Here is an 18,433-nt window from a genome sequence, read left to right on the forward strand (position 1 = left end):
ACCACACACGAGGCTGGCCACACCCATGCCCGAATCGTCAGGCGGCCGGTGGCCAAGACGGCGCCCCGGCAGCTGACCTCCGGACTCCGGTGTTTCTTGAAAGCTCATGGTTCTCCTCGCGGACTCGGACCGCTGGCGGATTAGATCCGCACTTACCGCCCAGACTATTGCCCCCCCGGATACAGGAGATCCGTCCTGGGCCGGTATGTGGATAACCACACGTGGGGAGGCGCCGTCCGGGGATGGCTCGATCGCACAGGCCCACACAGCGCAACTGCAAGAATGGGCGGGTGATCGATGCCCAGAATTCACGCAGACACAGCAGCCGGCCGCAGCGCCCAGCCGTTAACACGGACACACTCGTGGATGCAGAAGCCGACGACGTTCCGGCCGCCGAACCCACTCGTGTGACCGGCCTCCGGGCCTTGGCGTACCTGGGCCTGTGCCTGGTGCTGATCGGGCTGAACCTGAGGACAGTGTTCTCCAGTTTTTCGGCTGTTCTCCCCGAGGTGACGTCCGACGCCGTCCTGCCCGGCTGGGCGGTGGTGGTGCTGACCACGGTGCCGGTCACCCTGCTCGGCGTCTTCGCGCCGCTGGCTCCGGTCCTGGCCCGCCGGTTCGGCGCCGAACGGGTGCTGCTGGGCGCCATGGCCGTCCTGACGGCCGGTCTGCTCCTGCGGCCGGCCGAGATCCCGGGCGCCGGGCACCTGCCGGCGCTGTTCGCCGGGACGGCCGCGTGCGGTGCCGCGATTGCACTGTGCAACGTCCTGCTTCCCGGGCTGGTGAAGCGGGACTTTCCACACCGGCTCGGCCTGATGGGCGGGCTATACACCACGGCCATCTGCGCCTCCGCCGCCCTGGGTGCCGGCTTCACCTACCCCGTTTTCAGCGCTACCGGCCAGTGGACGTCGGCGCTGTGGTTCTGGGCGGTACCGGCCGCCGTCGTACTTCTGCTCCTCCTGCCGGTGGCCGTGCGGCAGCGGCACGGGCAGCACAAAGCGGTGCGGGACGGCGTGAACGTGTGGCGCTCGGCCGTGGCCTGGCAGGTCACGATCTTCATGGTGCTGCAGGCGATGATGTCATTCAGCGTCTTCGCCTGGCTCGCGCCGATCCTGCGCGAGCGCGGCGTGGACGGCGGAACGGCCGGGCTGATTGTGTCCGTGTCCATCGTGCTGCAGATGCTCGGCTCGCTGTTCGCTCCGGCACTCGCCGCCCGGTTTCGCGACCAGCGGGTTATCAACACCGTGGTGGCGCTCATGACTGGCGGCGGTTTTGCCCTCAGCATCTTCGGCCCGCTTGAGCTGATCTGGGTGTGGACGGGCTTGCTGGGGCTGGGCCAGGGGAGCCTCACCGCCGTTGCCCTGACGATGATCATGCTCCGGACCCGCGACGGGCACACTGCAGCCCACCTCTCCGGCATGATGCAGGGGGTGGGCTACGGGCTCGGCTCCACCGGCACGCTGCTGGTGGGTCAGCTGCACCAGGGCACCGGATCCTTTGCTGCGGCGGGGCTCCTGTTCCTGGCCGTGGGTACGCTGGCCGCGGTGTTCGGCTACCGGGCCGGGCGGGACAGGTTCGTCGGCGGCTAGCGGCCCCATGTAGGTAGCAGCAGAGGGCGTTCTGATCGCTCAGAACGCCCTCTGCTGCTACCTGGTTGGGTGGGTTAGTGAGTCAGGTCTTTGCCCTTGGTCTCGGGGATGGTGAAGATGAACGCCACACTGATGGCCAGCAGTACCACCGCGTAGACGTTGAACAGGTCCGGCATGTGGATGGTGGTGCCCAGCCACTGCTGCAGGTAGGGCGCCGTCCCGCCGAACACTGCAACGCAGATGGAGTACGGCACGCCCACGCCCACGGTGCGGATGCTCGTGGGGAACAGCTCGGCGTATACGGCCGGAACGATGGCGGCGCTCGCGGCGATGAAGATGAGCATCACGGACATGCTCACGGCCAGCTGCCAGGCGGAATCCTTCAGCAGCCACGTCATCGGGAAGTGCATCACGGCCGAACCGATCGCGCCGGCCCACAGCACCTTCTTGCGGCCGATCCGGTCCGACAGCTTGCCCCAGAACGGCAGGGCGGCAATGAACACGATGTTGCCGACGACGCCGGCCCAGAGTGCCTCGCCGCGGTCGATCTTCAGCGCCGTGGTGGCATAGCTGGGGGCCACCACGCCCCAGATGTAGTAGATCACCGTGAGGCCCACGGTCAGGCCGATCACCTGCAGCGCCTGCTTGCGGTACCGGACAATCTGCGGCCAGAGCGGGGCGCGCTTCTCCTTTGTGGTTTCGCCTTCGAACACGTCCGTCTCATGGAGCTTCGACCGCATGATCAGTGCGTACAGACCCATCGCGGCCCCGATCAGGAACGGGATGCGCCAGCCCCAGGCGTTCATGACCTCCGTGGTCAGTGCCATGTTAAGGACGGCGCCCAGCAGCGTGCCAAACAGGATCCCCACCGTGCCGGAGGTGTAGATCAGCGTGGCCCAGAAGCCGCGGTGTTCCCTGGGTGCCATTTCAGAAAGATAGGTCTGCGACGACGGCAGCTCGCCGCCGTGGGCCAGGCCCTGGACCAGCCGGGCCACCAGCAGCATCAGCGACGCGAAGGCGCCGACGCTGGCGAACGTGGGGGCGATGCCGATCATGAGGCTGCCCAGCGACGCCAGGCCGACGGCGAGCGTCATGGACGCCTTGCGGCCCACCCGGTCACCGATCCAGCCGAACAGGAAACCGCCGAACGGACGGGCAACGAACCCGACGGCGAAGATCGCCAGCGTGGACAGCACTGCTGAAGCGGGGTCGGACTTGCTGAACAGCTGGCTGGCGATGAAGGGGGTGAAAGTGGCGTAGATGGCCCAGTCGTACCATTCGACGGCGTTTCCGATGCCGGTGCCGATGATGGTCTTGCGGGTCGTGATCCGGGCCTTGCGCTGGGCGTTGATGATGGCGGTCATGGTTGTCTCCCTGAAATGGGCGGGCTAGAGAGCCGGAATGGAAGCGGGGACCCGGGCGCCGGCGGCGGCCAGAGCATCCAGGCGGGTGATGGCGAGTTCCGCGTAGAGCGCGGCCCCGTCAGCCAGCACGCCGTCGTCGAACGTTGCGTACGGCGAGTGGTTGAACGGTGAGGTGGCGTGGTCCGCATCCTGCGGCACGGCGCTCAGCCCGACAAACGTGCCGGGCACCTCGGCCAGGACCCGGGAGAAATCCTCGGAGCCGCTGAGCGGCGTGGCCCACCGCGAGAGCCGCGAGTCGCCGAACAGTTCGGTGATGACCTTTTCAGCGGTGTGTGTCTCGTCCTGGTCGGTGATGGTGAGGGGGTATTCCTGCTGGTGGTCCACGTCGACGTCGAGGCCGTGTGCCGCTGCGATGCCCTTGAGCAACCGTGGGACGGCATCCATCATCCGCTGCCGGTTCTCCTCGGAGAACGTCCGGATAGTGGCCTCGATGCGGGCCGTTTCCGGGATGACGTTGCGCTTGGTGCCCGCGTGGAGGACGCCGACGGAGAGGACCACGGGATCGAACATGTTGAACTGGCGCGTGACCATCACCTGCAGCGCCGTCACCATCTCGGCTGCGGCCGTCACCGGATCCTTGGCTGAATGCGGGGCGGAGCCGTGACCGCCCGCGCCGAGCACGGTGACCACCAGGCCGTCGGAGGCGCTGAGCATCACGCCGGGCTTGGTGCAGAACGTTCCGTGCGGCTCGAGGGAAGAGAAAACGTGCATGCCGTAGGCCGCGTCCACCCGCCGGCCGGGCGCGTCCAGGACACCTTCGCGGATCATGTAGCTCGCGCCGTCGAAGCCTTCCTCGCCGGGCTGGAACATCAGGACGACGTCGCCCGCCAGCCGGTGCCGCCGCTCGGCGAGGAGGGTGGCCGCGCCGGTGAGCATCGAGGTGTGGAGGTCGTGGCCGCAGGCGTGCATCGCGCCGTCGATGGTGGAGCTGTATCCGACGCCGGTCTTCTCCTGCACGGGCAGCCCGTCCATGTCCGCCCGGAGCAGCACGGCGGGCGCGGTACCTGACGATCCGTCAGCACGGACGGCCCCGCCGCGCAGAACTGCGGTGACCGACGTCGTCTCCTTGCCGAGGGTGATTTCGTACGGCAGGCCCTCCAGTGCCTTCAGTACCTTTTCCTGCGTCCGCGGCAGCTGCAGTCCGATTTCGGGTTCCCGGTGCAGGCTGTGGCGGAACCGGGCAAGGTCTTCCTGCATGTGGCGGGCGTCTGCGGCAATCGGCACGTGTTCTCCTCGTTGGTGGTCCGGTGCTGTGGGTCTATTCTGGAGTGGCCTGCTTCACATTCGGCCGAAGTGCTGGAAAGATGCAAAAGCCCGGGCCAATATGCAGGATTCGTGCACTGCCCTACAGAAGGGAAGACCGCTGGACGTCACGGAGGAGGACCTCGCGCTGATCAACGCCCTGCAGATCGCACCGCGGCTGAGCTGGGCGGAGGCCGCGGAGGTCCTGGGCGTGCACGCCACCACCCTGGCCGCGCGGTGGGAGCGCCTCACCGCCGCCGGTGCCGCCTGGGTCACGGCTCATCCGATGGGGGACCCCCAGAAGATGTGCCTCGCCTTCGTTGACGTCGAATGCGAACTCCACCGCCGGGCGGAGGTCACCAAGGCTCTGGCGGCGGTGCCCGAGATCGTCACCGTGGAGGAGGCAGCGAGCAACCGGGACCTGATGCTGACGGTCATCACCGGCTCCCTGCAGCACTTCACCGCTGTGGCGTCGAAGCTGCACGCCATCGAGGGGCTGGTCAAATACAAGACCTCACTGGCCACCCGGCTGCACACCGGGGCCTACGCCTGGCGCATCAACGTCCTTAACCGCAGCCAGCTCCAGGCGCTCCGGGCACTCGCCGGTCCCGAGGCCGCAGCGTCGGCACCCTCGGCGGCGGTGGGGGAGCCGCTGCCCGCCAGCCACCTGGCGATCCTGCCGTTCCTGTCGACGGACGGCCGGGCGACGGCGGCGGAAATCGCCAGGGCGCTGGGCCGGCATCCGGCCACCGTGCAGCGCCAGCTGAACAGGGTGCTTGCCAGCGGCGTCCTCTCCTTCCGCTGCGAGATTGCACAGCGGTATTCGGGCTTCCCGGTCACCTGCCACTGGTTCGCCAACGTCCCGCCCGGCCAGCATGAAGCGGCGGCCGAGGAGCTCCGCAGCTTCCGGAACGTGCGGCTGAGCGCCTCCACCACCGGGCGCACCAACTTCGTCATCATCATGTGGCTGCAGTCGCTCGCTGATGTCATGACCGCTGAGCTGGCCCTTCAGCAGCGCATCCCGGGCATCGAGCTGGTGGAGAGCGTGGTCATGCTGAGGACGGTCAAGCGTGTGGGCTGGATGCTCAACCCTGATTCGACGGCCAGCGGCGACGTCGTCGCAGTGACCACCGGCGCCCCCGAGCTGGTGGGCTGACCATGCGCGACTCTGCCGTATCCGCCCCTCCCGGCGCGGGGATCCTGCAGCGGCCCTACGTGCTGGTGACGGTGGGGGCCTGCGCCCTGGTGTTTCTCGCCGCGTTCGAGTCCCTCGCCGTCACCACCGTCATGCCCGTGGTGAGCCGGGAGCTGGGCGGGGCCGGCCTGTACGCGCTCGCCTTCGCGGGCCCGCTGGCCACCGGCGTGATCGGCATGGTGGGCGCCGGGAACTGGTCCGACAGGCGCGGGCCCGTCGGCCCGCTGCTCGCCTCCGTGGCGGTCTTCGCACTGGGCCTGCTCGTCGCGGGCACGGCCGGCACCATGTGGGCGGTGGTCGCAGGCCGGCTGGTGCAGGGGCTGGGCGGCGGCGCCATGACAGTGGCCCTGTACGTCGTGGTGGCCAGGGTCTATCCGGCCGTCCTGCACCCCAAGATCTTCGCCGCCTTCTCCGCCGCGTGGGTCATCCCGTCCCTCGTAGGGCCGTTCGCCGCCGGGCTTGTGGCCCAGCTGGCGAGCTGGCACTGGGTGTTCCTCGGAGTCGTCGTGCTGGTACTCCCCGCCCTGGCGATGCTCCTTCCCGCGCTGCGCGGCGTCCGGTCCGGCAACGCGAACGGGAACGGCAACGCGAACGGGAACGGTGCAGATGCGGCGGGCGGGCCGGTGCCCTGGGCGCTGGGGCGGCTGGCCTGGGCGGCCCTGGCAGCGCTTGCGGTGCTGGGCCTGAACCTGTCCTCCGGGCTTCCGGTGGCCGGACCGCTCGTGGCGGGGGCCGCCGTCGTGATTGCACTGCTGGCCGTCAGGCCGCTGGTGCCGCGCGGAACCCTGACCGCCCGCCGGGGCCTGCCCAGCGTGATCCTGATCCGCGGACTGGTTGCGGCCGGATTCTTCGGTGCCGAGGTGTACCTGCCGTACCTGCTTGTGGAGCGCTACGCCTTCTCGCCAACGTTCGCCGGCCTCACCCTGACCGGCGGGGCCCTCGCCTGGGCCGCGGCGTCAGGCGTCCAGAGCCGTCTGGGCGGGCGGCTGGGCAGCCCGGCCGCCGTGCGGATCGGCTCGGTGATGGTGCTGCTGGCGATTGCCCTGGCGCTGGTGACGACGGCGCTCGGCTGGCCGCCCGCCGTCGCGATTGCCGGCTGGGTCCTTGCCGGCGGCGGCATGGGGCTCGCGTATCCAAGGCTGAGCGTGATGACGCTGGCACTTTCCACGCCGGACACGGAAGGCTTCAACAGCTCCGCTATGTCTATTTCCGATTCCTTGGGTGGTGCCCTCGCGCTCGCCGCCACGGGAATCGTGTTCACGGCGTTTACGACGACGGCGGCCTCCTTCGCCGGCGTCTTCGTGCTGACCGCGGTGATCGCCGCCGCCGCGGTCGCCATAGCGCCCCGCGTCGCCCACTGAGGCGCAACCAGCCGGAGTTTTTGTACAGATATCGCGACTTGAACCGCCTTGAAGTCGCGATACGTGTACAAAAACTCCAATGAAGGGTCAGATGCGGGGAGGACCTTGTAGTACAGGTGGGTCACGGCATCGCCCTGGATCGCCGCGGTCTGCTCCAGCTTTACCGGGGCCGCCGCGAGGTTGTCGAAAAACCTGATGCCGCTGCCGAGGATCCACGGCGCCAGGTTCACCCTGATCTCCTCCACGAGCCCGGCGTCGATCGACTGCCGGATGATGTCCGGTCCGGCCACGGACACGTCCTTGTCCCCGGCCAGCGCGGTGGCGGTCTTGACTGCATCCGCAAACCCCGTGGTGACAAAGGTGTATGGGACGCCGTCGCGTGGCCAGCCGTCCGGGACCGAATGGCTGAGCACAACGATGGGGCAGTCGATGGGATGCCGGCCGCCCCAGCCGTCCGTCAGGTCGAAGATCCGGCGGCCCACCAGCATGGCGCCGGCTGTGGACATGGTGCGCCGCAGGTGCATGGCGCTGGCTTCAGTCACGTGCCAGGTCATGTCCGGCCTGGCCGTGGGAACCTCCACCGGGCCGTTGCCGTACCAGTCGAACAGGCCGTTGACGGAGTCGTCGGGGAGGGCGATAAAACCGTCCAGGGACATTGTCATCTCGGCGACCAACCTGGCCATCCGTGCGCTCCTCTCGATGGGCGGGGACTAGGCGGGTGGCGGCTGCAGGCGGGTGGCGCGCAGAACGGCGTCGGCGAGGACGGCCGATTGGCCGTCCGGGCCCGTGGCCTCCCGCTCCCGGCTGGCCGCAACATCCACGCGCCAACCGGGCGGCGCGATGCCGAGCTCGGCCGCGGCCTGCTCCGCCGTGAAGAACATTTCCGAACCCGCGTGGCCGCCGCCCCCGTGAGAGTGGCTGTGCTCCTCAGCGTTGCTGCCCTGGCCTTGGCTGTCCTCATTCGAAATGCTCCGCCAGGGCGGCAGGCCGTCGGGATGGTGGCCGACGACCAGCAGCGTCCCGCCCGGGCGCACCGCATCTGCGGCTACCCGGTGCGGCCGCTGCCACGGAGCCTCGGTGGAGTGCAGGAACTGCGCGGACACAAGATCGAACTGCTCCTCGGGCGCCCACGCCCCAAGGTCGCGCTGCAGCCACGTGATGCGTTTCCCGACGGCTGAATCCGCGGCGTGCTGTTCGGCCCTTTCCAGCGCGACGGCGGAGACGTCCACCGCTGTCACCGTCCAGCCCTGCTCGGCGAGCCACAGGGCGTCGGCACCCTCGCCGCAGCCCAGGTCCAGGGCAGTGCCGGGCTCCAGCCCGGTTGCCTCGGCCACCAGTTGCGGGTTGGGCCGGCCGCTCCACACTCGTGGCCGGCTCCGGTACATTTCATCCCAATGGTGCGCTGCGGCATCGGGGTCTTCAGGGCCGACGTGCCCTTCGGGGGCAGGGTGACCGGCGGTCATGGTTTCTGTCCGTTCTTGATTCGGCGCCATCCGCCGGCCCGGTTGTTGGCGATGATGGACCTGAACATCTCGGTCAGGGCCGGGCCGTTGATGGCCTCGCCTGCGTAGAAGGCCACGGTGCGGCCGGTCTTGTTTTCATGCCCGCCCGTGATGAGGTGCTCCGGGTCCGGCGTAAGCCCGCCGTCGTAGAGGAAGACGTTGACGTGGTCCTTGGCGGCCAGGAGGGCACAGACGTTGCCCTGGAGTTCAAAGTAGGGCTGGCGGGTGCGTTTGATGGTTTCCGCCACCTCCGGATCGGCGGCGTGGACAAGCTCGCGGACCTCCCGGCACACGGCCTGCTGCCATGCGGGGAGCGCCGAGATATAGGCGTCAACGCGCGGTTCGGCAGCGTAGTCCATGGGGGATACCCTGCCACAGAACGCGCCACGCAACTAGGGCGCGGCCCCCATTGCCCGTCAAAGGAGATGGAGGACGATGTTCTGCTCGCCGTCAGCGAACACCGCATAGCTGCGCAGCGAGCCGGCCCCGGTGGTGGAGCAGCCTGTCTCCAGCTCAAACGCGTGCTGGTGCAGCGGGCACATCACCACGGCCCGGTCGATGGTGCCGTCGGCGATGGGGCCGCCCTTGTGCGGGCAGACGGCGGACACCGCGCGGAGGGAACCGTCCCGGAGACGGAACACCGCGATCTGTTCGCCGGCCACGCCGTACGCGCGCCCCTCACCCACCGGGATCTGGTCCACGGGGCCGAGGACGTGCAGCCCTCCGCCGGATAGTCCGGCGCTCATCGGACCGGCACCTTGGGGAGGACCTCGAGCGGGAGCGAGGTACGGAACTGGCCCGGGGTGAGGGGATCGTTGCGCTCGGCCCAGGGGTCGGCGTAGCTGTCGACGGACCGCTGCATTGCCTCGTCGAGCCGGGCGGCTATCCCTTCGGCGTCGTCCACGATGACCGCGCGGAGGTGCTCGATCCCTACCCGCGGCACGAAGGAATACGTGCGTTCGAGCCAGTTGGCGCGTTCCCGGTAGTACTGCATGAACCGTCCGGCCAGCAGCTTCACGGTCTCGGGATCGTCCACGGTTGCCAGCAGGTCCCCCTGCCGGATGTGGGCACCCGCGGCACCGCCGACGTAGATTTCCCAGCGTCCGCCGTCGACCGCCACCACCCCCACATCCTTGACCAGCGATTCGGCGCAGTTCCGCGGGCAGCCGGACACAGCGAGCTTCAGTTTCGCCGGTGACTCGATGCCCTGGAACCGCGACTCGATCTCGATGCCCAGCTTCGTTGAGTCACCCGTGCCGAAGCGGCAGAAATCCTGCCCCACGCAGGTCTTGACGGTCCGGAAGCTCTTGCCGTACGCGTAGCCGGACGGCATGTCCAGGTCTGCCCAGACTTTCGGCAGGTCCTCCTTGGGAACACCGAGCAGGTCGATCCGCTGGCCGCCCGTCAGCTTCACCATGGGGATGTTGTATTTGTCCGCGACGTCGGCGATCCGGCGGAGCTGCTCCGGGGAGGTCACCCCGCCCTTCATCTGCGGCACCACGGAGAAGGTGCCGTCGCGCTGGATGTTGGCGTGGACACGGTCGTTGACGAACCGCGCATCGCGCTCGTCGATGTACTCACCGGCCCACATCATCTTCAGCAGTGATGCCAGCCCCATCTTCGATTTGGCGTCCTCGGCGCCGTCCGGAGCCAGCGCCGCGAACACGGCAGACACGGACCTCAGGCCCTGCTCCCGGATCGCCGTCATCAGCGCAGCCTTCTCCAGCGGCACGCCGGGAACGTAGTAGGCCGCCGCCGGATCCTCCTCCACGGCGCCGTCGGCGGCCCATTCCACCACCTGCCGGACCAGCAGCTTGCAGGAGCCGCAGCCCTTGCCGGCCCGGGTGGCGTCCATGACGCCGGACAGAGTGGTGCAGCCGCCCTTAACGGTGTCCGCGATCGCCTGCTTGCTGACGCCGTTGCAGTTGCAGACCTGGGCATCGCCGTCGAGCTCGGCCACGCCGGCTTCCTCGCCCGGTCCGCCGAGATCGAACAGCAGTGAGACCCGCTCCTCCGGCAGCGGCAGCCCGCGATCGAACGCCTGCGTCAGATAGGCCACTTTACGGCTGTCCCCGAGCAGCGTTGCGCCCACAATCTTGCTGTCGCGGATCACGATGGACTTGAACACTCCCCTGCTCGGCTCGGAAAACACCACGTGCTCGTCGGTGTCCCGTTCCGGAGCCTGCAGCCCCATGGATGCGACGTCGACGCCGGCCACCTTGAGTTTCGTGGCGGTGCGGGATCCCAGGTAGACGGCCTTCGGGTTGGCTCCGGTGACGTGGTCGGCCAGCACAGCGGCTTGCTCCCACAGCGGCGCCACCAGGCCGTACACTTCGCCGCGGTGCTGGACGCACTCACCGACGGCGTAGATCTCGTCCTCGTCCGGGACGCGCATATGGTCGTCCACCACGATGGCCCGCTCCACCGGCAGGCCGCTGGTCACGGCCACCTCCACATTGGGGCGGATTCCGGCCGCCACCACCACCATGTCGCATTCGATGTCCGGCTCGTTCCGCAATTGGACGCCGCGCACCTTGCCGCCGCCGAGGATGGCGGTGGTCCGGCTGCCCGTGCGGACCCTTATGCCGAGCGCCTCCACGCTGCGGCGCAGGACCGCACCGCCGTCGGGGCCCATCTGTGCGTTCATCAGATGCCCGCCGGAGTGGACCACCTCGACGTCGATGCCGTGGCTTTGCAGGCCGCGCGCGGCCTCCAGCCCCAGTAGCCCGCCACCGATCACCACGGCACGGTGGTGGTGGTCCTGTTGGGCGTATGACACCATGCCCGTGGTGTCGTCGATGGTACGGAAGGCGAAGATCCCGGGCAGCAGCCGCCCGCCCGGCGTGTACATGCCGTCCATCGGTGGCAGGTGCGAGCGGCTGCCGGTGGCGATGATCAGCACATCGTACGGAGTGGCCCGGCCGTCATCGGAGAACACCAGCTTGGCGAAACGGTCGATCCTCTCCACCCGGACGCCGCTGTGCAGCGTGATGTCGTTTTCCCGATACCAGGCCAGTGAATTGAGGAAGATGTTTCCGGTGTCTTCCTCGCCGGAGAGGACATGGCTGAGCATGATCCGGTTGTAATTGCCATAGGGCTCGTCGCCGAACATGGTGATTCTGTGCTGGACGGCGCCTCCGCGGGCCAGGATTTCCTCGACGGCCCGGGCGCCGGCCATCCCGTTGCCGATCACTACAAGACGGCGGCGGGTATCACCCGGCGTGCTCCGCGCGGAGCGGCTGGCGAGGGCAGTCATCAGTGTTCCACCATGCCCATGTCGATGACGACGGAGCCGCTGACCCCCGTGTCCGCCAGCAGTCTCAGCTCGATCAGCGAGCCGCCGTCGATGTCCTCCACGACGCGCAGCGGGACGTGGACGTCCCCCCTGGCAGCAATCGGGAAGTACCGCATGGGCACGCCGTCCCGCATCAGCACCACCGTGATCAGTTCGGCGGAGGAGTTGCCGCCTCGGAAGTACAGCGTCTGGTTGATCACGCCGTCCGGGACGAAATGGGAGAGCTGGCTGTGGATGGGCACGGCTTTTTCGAGCCCTGCACCGTCGAACGGGAAGATGCCCTGAAGGAAGATGTTCTTCAAGATCACGGTCGGATCCTTTCGGCGGAGGGACGCTGCGGCCGCTGCCATCAGCCCGGCATAGGTCCATCCTTCGCCGCACGTGTTACAGCGCCAGGCGCCCTGTGTAATTTCCGCTTAACACCTTCCTCACCGCTTACCGGAGCCGGACCTGGCCAAAGAAGAACAGGGCAAAGAAAAGAAAAACCGCGCCGCGGACCACCGGGGTGGCCGCAGCGCGGTTTTCTGGATGCGGGATCAGCCCGCGGGGCCAAGCCGCATGAAGGATCTAGGCCGTGCCGGAGCTGGCCGCAGGGGCGGGGACGCTGGCGCCCTCGGCCTTCCATTCCTCGATCCGGGCCTGCTGCAGCGGAGTCTGGCGGTTGAAGTACCAGGCAGCGCCCAGCAGCAGGAACCACACCGGGGCAACCACCAGCGCGAGGCGGGTGTCCTCGGCCTGGGCCAGGGCCACGAGCATGAACACGAAGAAGGCCAGGACCACGTAGGGCATAAAGGCCGAACCCGGCATCTTGAAGGCGGACGCCTCGTGGAGTTCCGGCCGGCGGCGGCGGAACGCGATGTAGCTGATGAGGATCATCGACCAGACGAACATGGTCAGCACAGAGGCCACGGAGGTGACGATGGTGAAGGCTCCGATCACGGAGTCACCCGCGTACAGCAGGACCAGGCCGGCCAGCAGGAAGATGCAGGAGAACAGGAGTGCATTCTGCGGGACTTTGCGGACGCTGAGCTTGCCGAAGGCCTTCGGGGCGTTGCCGTCCTGCGCGAGGCCGTAGACCATGCGCGAGGTGGAGTATATGCCGGAGTTGGCACTGGAGGCGGCCGAGGTGAGAACCACGAGGTTGATCACAACGGCGGCGATGCCCAGGCCGGCGAGGGTGAACATGCCGATGAACGGGCTGCTGGCGGCGTCGATGCTCCGCCACGGGTTGACGGCCATGATGACCACAAGGGCGCCCACGTAGAAGAGCAGGACACGGATCGGGATCGAGTTGATGGCCCGGGGGAGGTTCTTTTCCGGGTCCTTGGTTTCGGCGGCAGCGGTGCCCACGAGTTCGATGCCGGCGAAGGCGAAGATGGCGATCTGGAAGCCGAGGATGAAGCCGAACAGGCCGTGCGGGAACATGCCGCCGTCGTTCCACATGTTCGCCAGGTTGGCCACCGCGCCGTTCGGCGAGGTGAAGTTGGTGGCGATCATGACCACACCGGTGGCGATCAGGGCGAGGATGGCCACCACCTTGATGATCGCGAACCAGAACTCCGCCTCGCCGAAGGCCTTGACCGTGGGAAGGTTCAGCAGGATGAGGACCACGGGAGTGATCAGTGCCGGGATCCAGAGGGGAGTGCCCGGGGCCAGCTTGTCCACGTAACCGGCGATTGCCACGATATCTGCCACGCCCGTCACTACCCAGAAGAACCAGTAGGACCAGCCGGTGAAGAAGCCTGCCCAGGGGCCAAGGATGTCGCCGGCGAAGTCGCTGAAGGACTTGTAGTTCAGGTTGGAGAGCAGGATCTCGCCCATGGCCCGCATGACGAAGAACAGCATGAAGCCGATGATCATGTACACGAGGATGACGGACGGGCCGGCGAGGGAGATGGTCTTGCCGGAGCCCATGAACAGGCCGGTGCCGATGGCGCCGCCGATGGCCAGGAGCTGGATGTGGCGGTTGCCAAGTCCGCGGGCGAGGTGCGGTTCCCTGCTTTGGCCGGATTCAGCACGCTCTGTGGACGGTTGAACGGAAATGCTGGTGGTGCGTTCAGACATCAAGTCTTCTTCCTTGTCACAGGTGCCGGCACGAACAGGAAGTTGCCGTGCCGGCCGCGTCGGTCCGCCGCAGATGTGACGGAACTAACAGTTGGGATGGTGTTAAGACTATGAGCGGCGGAACGCGGCAAAGGGTGCGCCCGCTGCCCGCGCCGCCCGGTAGCGGGCGGGCGGGTCGTCCGTGCGCCGGGCGGAGTGGACTGCCGGAAAAGCGCATTCCCGCAGTCCAGCCGGTAATCAGCCCGGCCAGCAGAAAATTCGCAGTGAGCGCGAAACGCTGCAATAGTCTTCGACATATGTCCAGCATGCCAGTCCTAAATGTCGTCCATTGTTCTCAGTGAGCTGCGTCACGCATCACTGGGCGGTGCCGCGAGGAGACAAATGCCCCGGCCAGCGCTGCCGGCTGACGCCGCAAAAGGAGCCGGCAATGGGGCGGAAACGGGCCGGAGCGGGTCCGGACGGCGCGGATGGTAGACTGGTGGGACTTGATGTGCAGTGATGCCCGCTTCTGGTGGGCTTTTTTCATGTGAGAGGCACATCCTGCGTCGATGAACGCTAATGGTCCCGGCGGCCGCTGTCTGAAACTGGCAGCAGCCCGGTTGACCACCTGACTTTTCTTCGGCGACCCCCTGCGCCAACCGGCGTCGGGGGCCGATATCCGCTGGATACCGCCTGAAAGACCCTGATAAACGCATATGACTACTTTTGCTGCCCTCGGCACGCCCAAGGCACTCACCGAAACCCTGACTGCCCAGGGCATCGAATCCCCCTTCCCCATCCAGGTCAAGACCCTGCCGGATACCCTGGCCGGCCGCGACGTCCTGGGCCGTGGCCGCACAGGCTCCGGTAAGACCATCGCGTTTGCCATCCCGCTTGTAGCACGACTCGCTGAGCGGGAAGCCAAGCACTTCCGCAAGCCCGGGCGCCCCATGGGCCTGGTCCTCGCGCCGACCCGTGAGCTCGCCACTCAGATCAACGCCACCATCGAGCCGCTGGCCAAGGCCATGGGCCTGAACACCACCGTGATCTACGGCGGCATCTCCCAGGCACGCCAGGAAAAGGCCCTGCGCGCCGGCGTCGACATCGTCATCGCCTGCCCGGGCCGGCTGGAGGACCTCATCCGCCAGCGCATCCTGACCCTCGAGGCAGTGGAAATCACCGTTCTGGACGAGGCCGACCACATGGCTGACCTCGGCTTCCTGCCCGTGGTGAAGAAGCTGATGGACATGACCCCCAGCCAGGGCCAGCGCCTGCTGTTCTCCGCCACCCTGGACAACGGCGTGGACAAGATCGTCCAGCGCTACCTGTCCAACCCGCTGACCCACTCCGTGGACGACCCCCAGGCCGCGGTGACCACGATGGAGCACCACGTGCTGGTGGTCAACGACCAGACGGTCAAGAAGCAGCTGATCGTCGAGCTCGCCTCCGGCGCCGGCCGCCGCGTGCTCTTCATGCGGACCAAGCACCATGCCCGCAAGCTGGCCAAGACCCTGACCGACGCCGGAATTCCCGCCGTCGACCTGCACGGCAACCTGTCGCAGAACGCCCGCGACCGCAACCTTGCCGAGTTCTCCTCCGGTGACGTCCGCGTCCTGGTGGCCACCGACGTCGCCGCCCGCGGCGTCCACGTGGACGACGTCGAACTGGTTATCCACGTTGACCCGCCCACGGAGCACAAGGCCTACCTGCACCGCTCCGGCCGTACGGCACGCGCCGGTTCCGACGGCACCGTGGTCACGTTGACCCTCCCGGAGCAGCAGTCTGACGTCAAGAAGCTGATGAAGGCTGCCGGCGTTGAGGTCAACTTCGAGCGCGTCAGTGCCAACTCCCCGCTGGTTGCAGATCTGGTGGGCGAAATGGCTGACAAGATCGATCCGCGCACCCGCGCCGCACTGCTGGCTGCCAAGGCCGCGCAGCACGGCGGCGGCACCTCCACCGGCGCCAACGCGGAGCGGAAGCGCGCACGCCGGCAGGCATCACCCACGGCCGGTGGCCGGGGTGGCCGCGGCGGCCGCGGGCGGGTTGCCGCTGAGGCTCCGCGCACGGACCTGCCCCGCGCCGAACGCCGTGCCGCTGCCTACGAGGGCCGCGCCGCTGCCCGCGACGCTGCAGACCGCGTAGTCGAGCAGAACGAGGACCGCGCCACTGCGGCAGCTGCAGCCCGCCGCAACGCGCGTGGCCGTGGCACGGCGTCCACGCACCGCAACGACGTTCCTGCCGCTGGTGGCCGTTCATCGGCTGGCCGCGGTTCGGACGGACGTTCCGAATCCCGGTTCACCCGCAGCGATGCTCCCCGTGGCGGCACCGGCCGCCCGGCCACCGGCGGCCAGCGCAGCGGACGTCCGGCAACCGGCCAGCGCGCAGCGGCTGGCAGCAAGGCCGGCGGCAACGGTCCGGTCTGGTCCTCCACCACTGGCGGCACGTCGGGCGGCTCGTACTCGGGCGGTTCCTCTTCGGGCGGCAGCGGCCGCTCCGGTGACGGCCGTCCGGCCCGGAAGTCCCCGCGCCGCGCGTCGGCCCCGGCGTCGAACGAGCGCCGCGGCCGCTAGGAACTAAGCGCCTGAAGGCTAGCCGGTGGCTGAGCTTGGAGAAACCCGGGTTTCGACAAGCTCAACCACCGGCTTTTTGTTACCCCGGATTCACCAGCCGCGGGCGCGCCACTCCTCAAGGTGCGGGCGCTCCGCGCCGAGTGTTGTCGGCTTGCCGTGGCCCGGGTGCACCACGGTGCTGTCCGGATAGACGCCGAAGATCCGCTCGGTGACGTCGGTGAGCAGCTGGTCGAACCGCTCGGGGTCCTTCTGCGTGTTGCCCACGCCGCCTGGGAACAGGGAGTCGCCGGAGAAGATGTGGGCCGGTCCCTCCGGATCCTGGTAGACCAGCGCCACCGAGCCGGGGGTGTGGCCGCGCAGGTGGACGGCGGTGACGTCGAACCCGTCGAAGTTCCCGACGTCGCCGTGGTCCAGCAACACGTCCACCTTCACAGGCAGTTCCGGGGCGTCGTCGGTGCCGGCAGCGGTCTTGGCTCCGGTGGCCTCGACGAGGGCCGGCAGTGCGCGCACGTGGTCCCAGTGCTGGTGCGTGGTGGCGATGAGCGCCAGCCTGGGCTCGCCTGAGGTGTCCGCCGCGGCATCCGCCAGCAGGCCCTGGATGGCCGGCAGGTCATCAGCGGCGTCAATCAGCAGCTGCGCTCCGGACTCCTTTGCCGTCAGCAGATACACGTTGTTGTCCATCTCGCTGACCGAGATCCGGCGGATGGTGATATCCCGAAGTGAGTGCATGAGCGTGTCCATGAGCCCAGTCTAAAGAGGAGACCCAGTTAGGGAGCCGAATCAGCCCCGCGCTCGGTCCGGCGCTGACGGGGCCGCCCCGCCGGCAGCATCTTGAGCCCGGCCGCGCATCCCACAATGCCCGCGATGAACAGCACCTTGAGCAGGCTGAAGGGCTCGACGCCGGTGGCCATGGCCCAGCCGACCGTCAGTGCCGCGCCGATCCCCACCCAGACGGCGTAGGCGGTGCCGAGCGGGATGTGCTTCACCGCCATGCCCAGGCCCTGCATGCTGAGCGCAGCGGTCACTACGAAAACGACGGTAGGCAGTGGCCGGGTCAGCCCGTCGGACAGGCCCAGCGCCGTGGCCCAGACAGCCTCGAGGACGGCGGAGGCGAGCAGGATGATCCAGGCCGTGGCAGGTTTCGCGGGCATCACGCCACCACCTTCAGACCAACCACGCACGCGGCGATTCCGGCGAGCAGCAGGAGCCGGGCCGCCGTCGGCCGTTCTACTTTGGCGACGATCGCGTAAGCGGACGTCAGCACCACACCCACGCCGACCCACACCGCATAGGCGGTGCCGGTGGGAATGGACTGCATGGCGATGCCGAGGCCTGCGGTGCTGGCCACGACCGCCACGAGGAAGAGGGCTCCGGCCGCGAGCCGGCGCCGGCCGGAGGACTGGGACGCCCGGTGCAGCGCTGCCGCCCACACCGCCTCAAGGGCGCCGGAAAAAATGAGGATGAACCACGACATGACAGATCCTTTGGCCAGTCTTGTCGCGCACCGGGTACTGAACCGTCGTCCGGAGGCCCGGGAAAGGGGACCTTGGTTTTCACCCTAGCAACGCCCGACGGCGGCGGCCACCGTTGGTGGCAAAGCTCACCGCCAGCGGGTCCTGAGCTCCTCGGGCCAGAGGCCGCCGCCAAAGAACGCTCCGGTCAGAGGGTGCCGCCTGCTGCCTCCGGTGCTGCGGCATCGCGGCCGCCGTCGCCGATGGTTTCCCGGGCGACGAAGTTCTCGATGTCGAAGGTGTTGTCCGCCCGTTCGGCGATGTTCAGGAGGGTGGTCATCGAGGCGACTTCCTCCACCTGCTCCTTGAGGAACCAGAGCATGAACTGCTCGCCGAGGGCGTCGTCCTCGGCCCGAGCTGCGCGGAAGAGGCTTTCGATGCTGCGGGTGACTTCCTTCTCCTGCTGCAGCGCGAGTGCCAGCGGGTCCGTGACGGAGGCGAAGTCATTGCGGACGGCCGGCACGCCGGGGATGCTGACGGAAACGCCGCGGTCCACCATGTACTGCACCATCATCATGGCGTGGTTGCGTTCCTCCACCGACTGCCGGTAGAAGTACCTGGCCAGCTGGGGGAGGTCCTGGTTGGTGAACCAGACGGCCACGGCAATGTACTGCTGCGAGGCCGCGAATTCGTTGCCGATCTGCAGCAGCAGGAGGTCGCTGAATTTTGACTTGGTCATGGCATCGAGTCTAGGTTCCGGT

General features: G+C 68.0%; 16 protein-coding genes, 1 pseudogene and 1 riboswitch. Of the genes and pseudogenes, 4 read left to right on the forward strand and 13 right to left on the reverse strand.

Going from position 1 to position 18,433, the window contains the following annotated elements:
* Positions 1 to 290: 290 nt before the first annotated feature.
* Positions 291 to 1,589, forward strand: a complete 1,299-nt coding sequence (locus tag J7I85_RS01400; protein WP_214845668.1) for an MFS transporter — start codon at positions 291 to 293, stop codon at positions 1,587 to 1,589.
* Between the two features lie 74 nt (positions 1,590 to 1,663).
* On the opposite strand, the gene J7I85_RS01405 is transcribed toward J7I85_RS01400, so the two are convergent.
* Both J7I85_RS01405 and J7I85_RS01410 read right to left on the reverse strand, forming a co-directional pair.
* Positions 1,664 to 2,953, reverse strand: coding sequence for an MFS transporter (locus J7I85_RS01405; protein ID WP_214845670.1), 1,290 nt, complete (start codon positions 2,951 to 2,953; stop codon positions 1,664 to 1,666).
* Positions 2,954 to 2,977: 24 nt separating this feature from the next.
* Complete coding sequence (locus J7I85_RS01410) at positions 2,978 to 4,237, reverse strand: M20 family metallopeptidase (RefSeq protein WP_214845672.1); 1,260 nt, start codon at positions 4,235 to 4,237, stop codon at positions 2,978 to 2,980.
* A 100-nt stretch (positions 4,238 to 4,337) separates the two neighbouring features.
* Between J7I85_RS01410 and J7I85_RS01415 the strand changes: the two genes are divergently transcribed.
* The gene (locus J7I85_RS01415) at positions 4,338 to 5,411 is read left to right on the forward strand and encodes an Lrp/AsnC family transcriptional regulator (protein ID WP_214845674.1); all 1,074 of its coding nucleotides are present in this window, start codon (positions 4,338 to 4,340) and stop codon (positions 5,409 to 5,411) included.
* A gap of 2 nt (positions 5,412 to 5,413) precedes the next feature.
* A complete protein-coding gene (locus J7I85_RS01420) occupies positions 5,414 to 6,811 on the forward strand; it encodes an MFS transporter (protein ID WP_214845676.1) in 1,398 nt (465 codons plus the stop codon).
* Between the two features lie 203 nt (positions 6,812 to 7,014).
* Here J7I85_RS01420 and J7I85_RS01425 read toward each other — a convergent pair.
* The 7 genes and pseudogenes from J7I85_RS01425 to J7I85_RS01455 all read right to left on the reverse strand — a co-directional run.
* Positions 7,015 to 7,494, reverse strand: a pseudogene (locus J7I85_RS01425) (dihydrofolate reductase family protein); the annotation flags it as partial.
* A gap of 27 nt (positions 7,495 to 7,521) precedes the next feature.
* A complete protein-coding gene (locus J7I85_RS01430) occupies positions 7,522 to 8,274 on the reverse strand; it encodes a cyclopropane-fatty-acyl-phospholipid synthase family protein (RefSeq protein ID WP_251023779.1) in 753 nt (250 codons plus the stop codon).
* Positions 8,271 to 8,672, reverse strand: coding sequence for a DUF1801 domain-containing protein (locus J7I85_RS01435; RefSeq protein WP_214845680.1), 402 nt, complete (start codon positions 8,670 to 8,672; stop codon positions 8,271 to 8,273). The genes J7I85_RS01430 and J7I85_RS01435 overlap by 4 nt, the downstream gene beginning before the upstream one ends.
* A 57-nt stretch (positions 8,673 to 8,729) precedes the next feature.
* The gene (locus J7I85_RS01440; protein ID WP_214845682.1) at positions 8,730 to 9,059 is read right to left on the reverse strand and encodes a Rieske 2Fe-2S domain-containing protein; all 330 of its coding nucleotides are present in this window, start codon (positions 9,057 to 9,059) and stop codon (positions 8,730 to 8,732) included.
* A complete protein-coding gene (gene nirB, locus J7I85_RS01445; RefSeq protein ID WP_214845685.1) occupies positions 9,056 to 11,569 on the reverse strand; it encodes a nitrite reductase large subunit NirB in 2,514 nt (837 codons plus the stop codon). Before nirB ends, J7I85_RS01440 begins: the two co-directional genes overlap by 4 nt.
* A complete protein-coding gene (locus tag J7I85_RS01450; RefSeq protein WP_214845687.1) occupies positions 11,569 to 11,916 on the reverse strand; it encodes a molybdopterin oxidoreductase in 348 nt (115 codons plus the stop codon). The genes nirB and J7I85_RS01450 overlap by 1 nt, the downstream gene beginning before the upstream one ends.
* A gap of 259 nt (positions 11,917 to 12,175) precedes the next feature.
* Positions 12,176 to 13,672, reverse strand: a complete 1,497-nt coding sequence (locus J7I85_RS01455; RefSeq protein ID WP_214845689.1) for an amino acid permease — start codon at positions 13,670 to 13,672, stop codon at positions 12,176 to 12,178.
* 695 nt (positions 13,673 to 14,367) lie between these two features.
* Between J7I85_RS01455 and J7I85_RS01460 the strand changes: the two genes are divergently transcribed.
* Positions 14,368 to 16,221: a DEAD/DEAH box helicase gene (locus J7I85_RS01460; protein ID WP_214845691.1), complete on the forward strand. Its 1,854-nt coding sequence runs from the start codon at positions 14,368 to 14,370 to the stop codon at positions 16,219 to 16,221.
* 90 nt (positions 16,222 to 16,311) lie between these two features.
* Here the strand turns inward: J7I85_RS01460 and J7I85_RS01465 are convergent, their stop codons facing one another.
* The 4 genes from J7I85_RS01465 to J7I85_RS01480 form a co-directional block, all read right to left on the reverse strand.
* Entirely contained in the window at positions 16,312 to 16,962 is a 651-nt protein-coding gene (locus tag J7I85_RS01465) for an MBL fold metallo-hydrolase (RefSeq protein ID WP_214845693.1), read from the reverse strand.
* 26 nt (positions 16,963 to 16,988) lie between these two features.
* Positions 16,989 to 17,372 (reverse strand): multidrug efflux SMR transporter, encoded by a 384-nt coding sequence (locus tag J7I85_RS01470; protein ID WP_214845695.1) that lies wholly within the window; start codon positions 17,370 to 17,372, stop codon positions 16,989 to 16,991.
* Positions 17,372 to 17,695, reverse strand: a complete 324-nt coding sequence (locus tag J7I85_RS01475; RefSeq protein WP_214845698.1) for a multidrug efflux SMR transporter — start codon at positions 17,693 to 17,695, stop codon at positions 17,372 to 17,374. The genes J7I85_RS01470 and J7I85_RS01475 overlap by 1 nt, the downstream gene beginning before the upstream one ends.
* Positions 17,696 to 17,704: 9 nt before the next feature.
* Positions 17,705 to 17,771: riboswitch (guanidine-III (ykkC-III) riboswitch) on the reverse strand.
* A 109-nt stretch (positions 17,772 to 17,880) separates the two neighbouring features.
* A complete protein-coding gene (locus J7I85_RS01480; RefSeq protein WP_214845700.1) occupies positions 17,881 to 18,411 on the reverse strand; it encodes a ferritin in 531 nt (176 codons plus the stop codon).
* Positions 18,412 to 18,433 lie beyond the last annotated feature (22 nt).

This window comes from Arthrobacter sp. ISL-65 (genome assembly GCF_018613795.1).
Classification (GTDB): Bacteria; Actinomycetota; Actinomycetes; order Actinomycetales; family Micrococcaceae; genus Arthrobacter.

What these genes read in the sequence shown, in the direction of transcription:
- J7I85_RS01455 (WP_214845689.1), bottom strand. Translation starts at nt 13,672, where the DNA reads ATGTCTGAACGCACCACCAGCATTTCCGTTCAACCGTCCACAGAGCGT.
- J7I85_RS01470 (WP_214845695.1), bottom strand. Translation starts at nt 17,372, where the DNA reads ATGCCCGCGAAACCTGCCACGGCCTGGATCATCCTGCTCGCCTCCGCC.
- J7I85_RS01475 (WP_214845698.1), bottom strand. Translation starts at nt 17,695, where the DNA reads ATGTCGTGGTTCATCCTCATTTTTTCCGGCGCCCTTGAGGCGGTGTGG.
- J7I85_RS01435 (WP_214845680.1), bottom strand. Translation starts at nt 8,672, where the DNA reads ATGGACTACGCTGCCGAACCGCGCGTTGACGCCTATATCTCGGCGCTC.
- J7I85_RS01440 (WP_214845682.1), bottom strand. Translation starts at nt 9,059, where the DNA reads ATGAGCGCCGGACTATCCGGCGGAGGGCTGCACGTCCTCGGCCCCGTG.
- J7I85_RS01465 (WP_214845693.1), bottom strand. Translation starts at nt 16,962, where the DNA reads ATGGACACGCTCATGCACTCACTTCGGGATATCACCATCCGCCGGATC.
- J7I85_RS01460 (WP_214845691.1), top strand. Translation starts at nt 14,368, where the DNA reads ATGACTACTTTTGCTGCCCTCGGCACGCCCAAGGCACTCACCGAAACC.
- J7I85_RS01480 (WP_214845700.1), bottom strand. Translation starts at nt 18,411, where the DNA reads ATGACCAAGTCAAAATTCAGCGACCTCCTGCTGCTGCAGATCGGCAAC.
- J7I85_RS01430 (WP_251023779.1), bottom strand. Translation starts at nt 8,274, where the DNA reads ATGACCGCCGGTCACCCTGCCCCCGAAGGGCACGTCGGCCCTGAAGAC.
- J7I85_RS01420 (WP_214845676.1), top strand. Translation starts at nt 5,414, where the DNA reads ATGCGCGACTCTGCCGTATCCGCCCCTCCCGGCGCGGGGATCCTGCAG.
- J7I85_RS01405 (WP_214845670.1), bottom strand. Translation starts at nt 2,953, where the DNA reads ATGACCGCCATCATCAACGCCCAGCGCAAGGCCCGGATCACGACCCGC.
- J7I85_RS01415 (WP_214845674.1), top strand. Translation starts at nt 4,338, where the DNA reads ATGCAGGATTCGTGCACTGCCCTACAGAAGGGAAGACCGCTGGACGTC.
- nirB (WP_214845685.1), bottom strand. Translation starts at nt 11,569, where the DNA reads ATGACTGCCCTCGCCAGCCGCTCCGCGCGGAGCACGCCGGGTGATACC.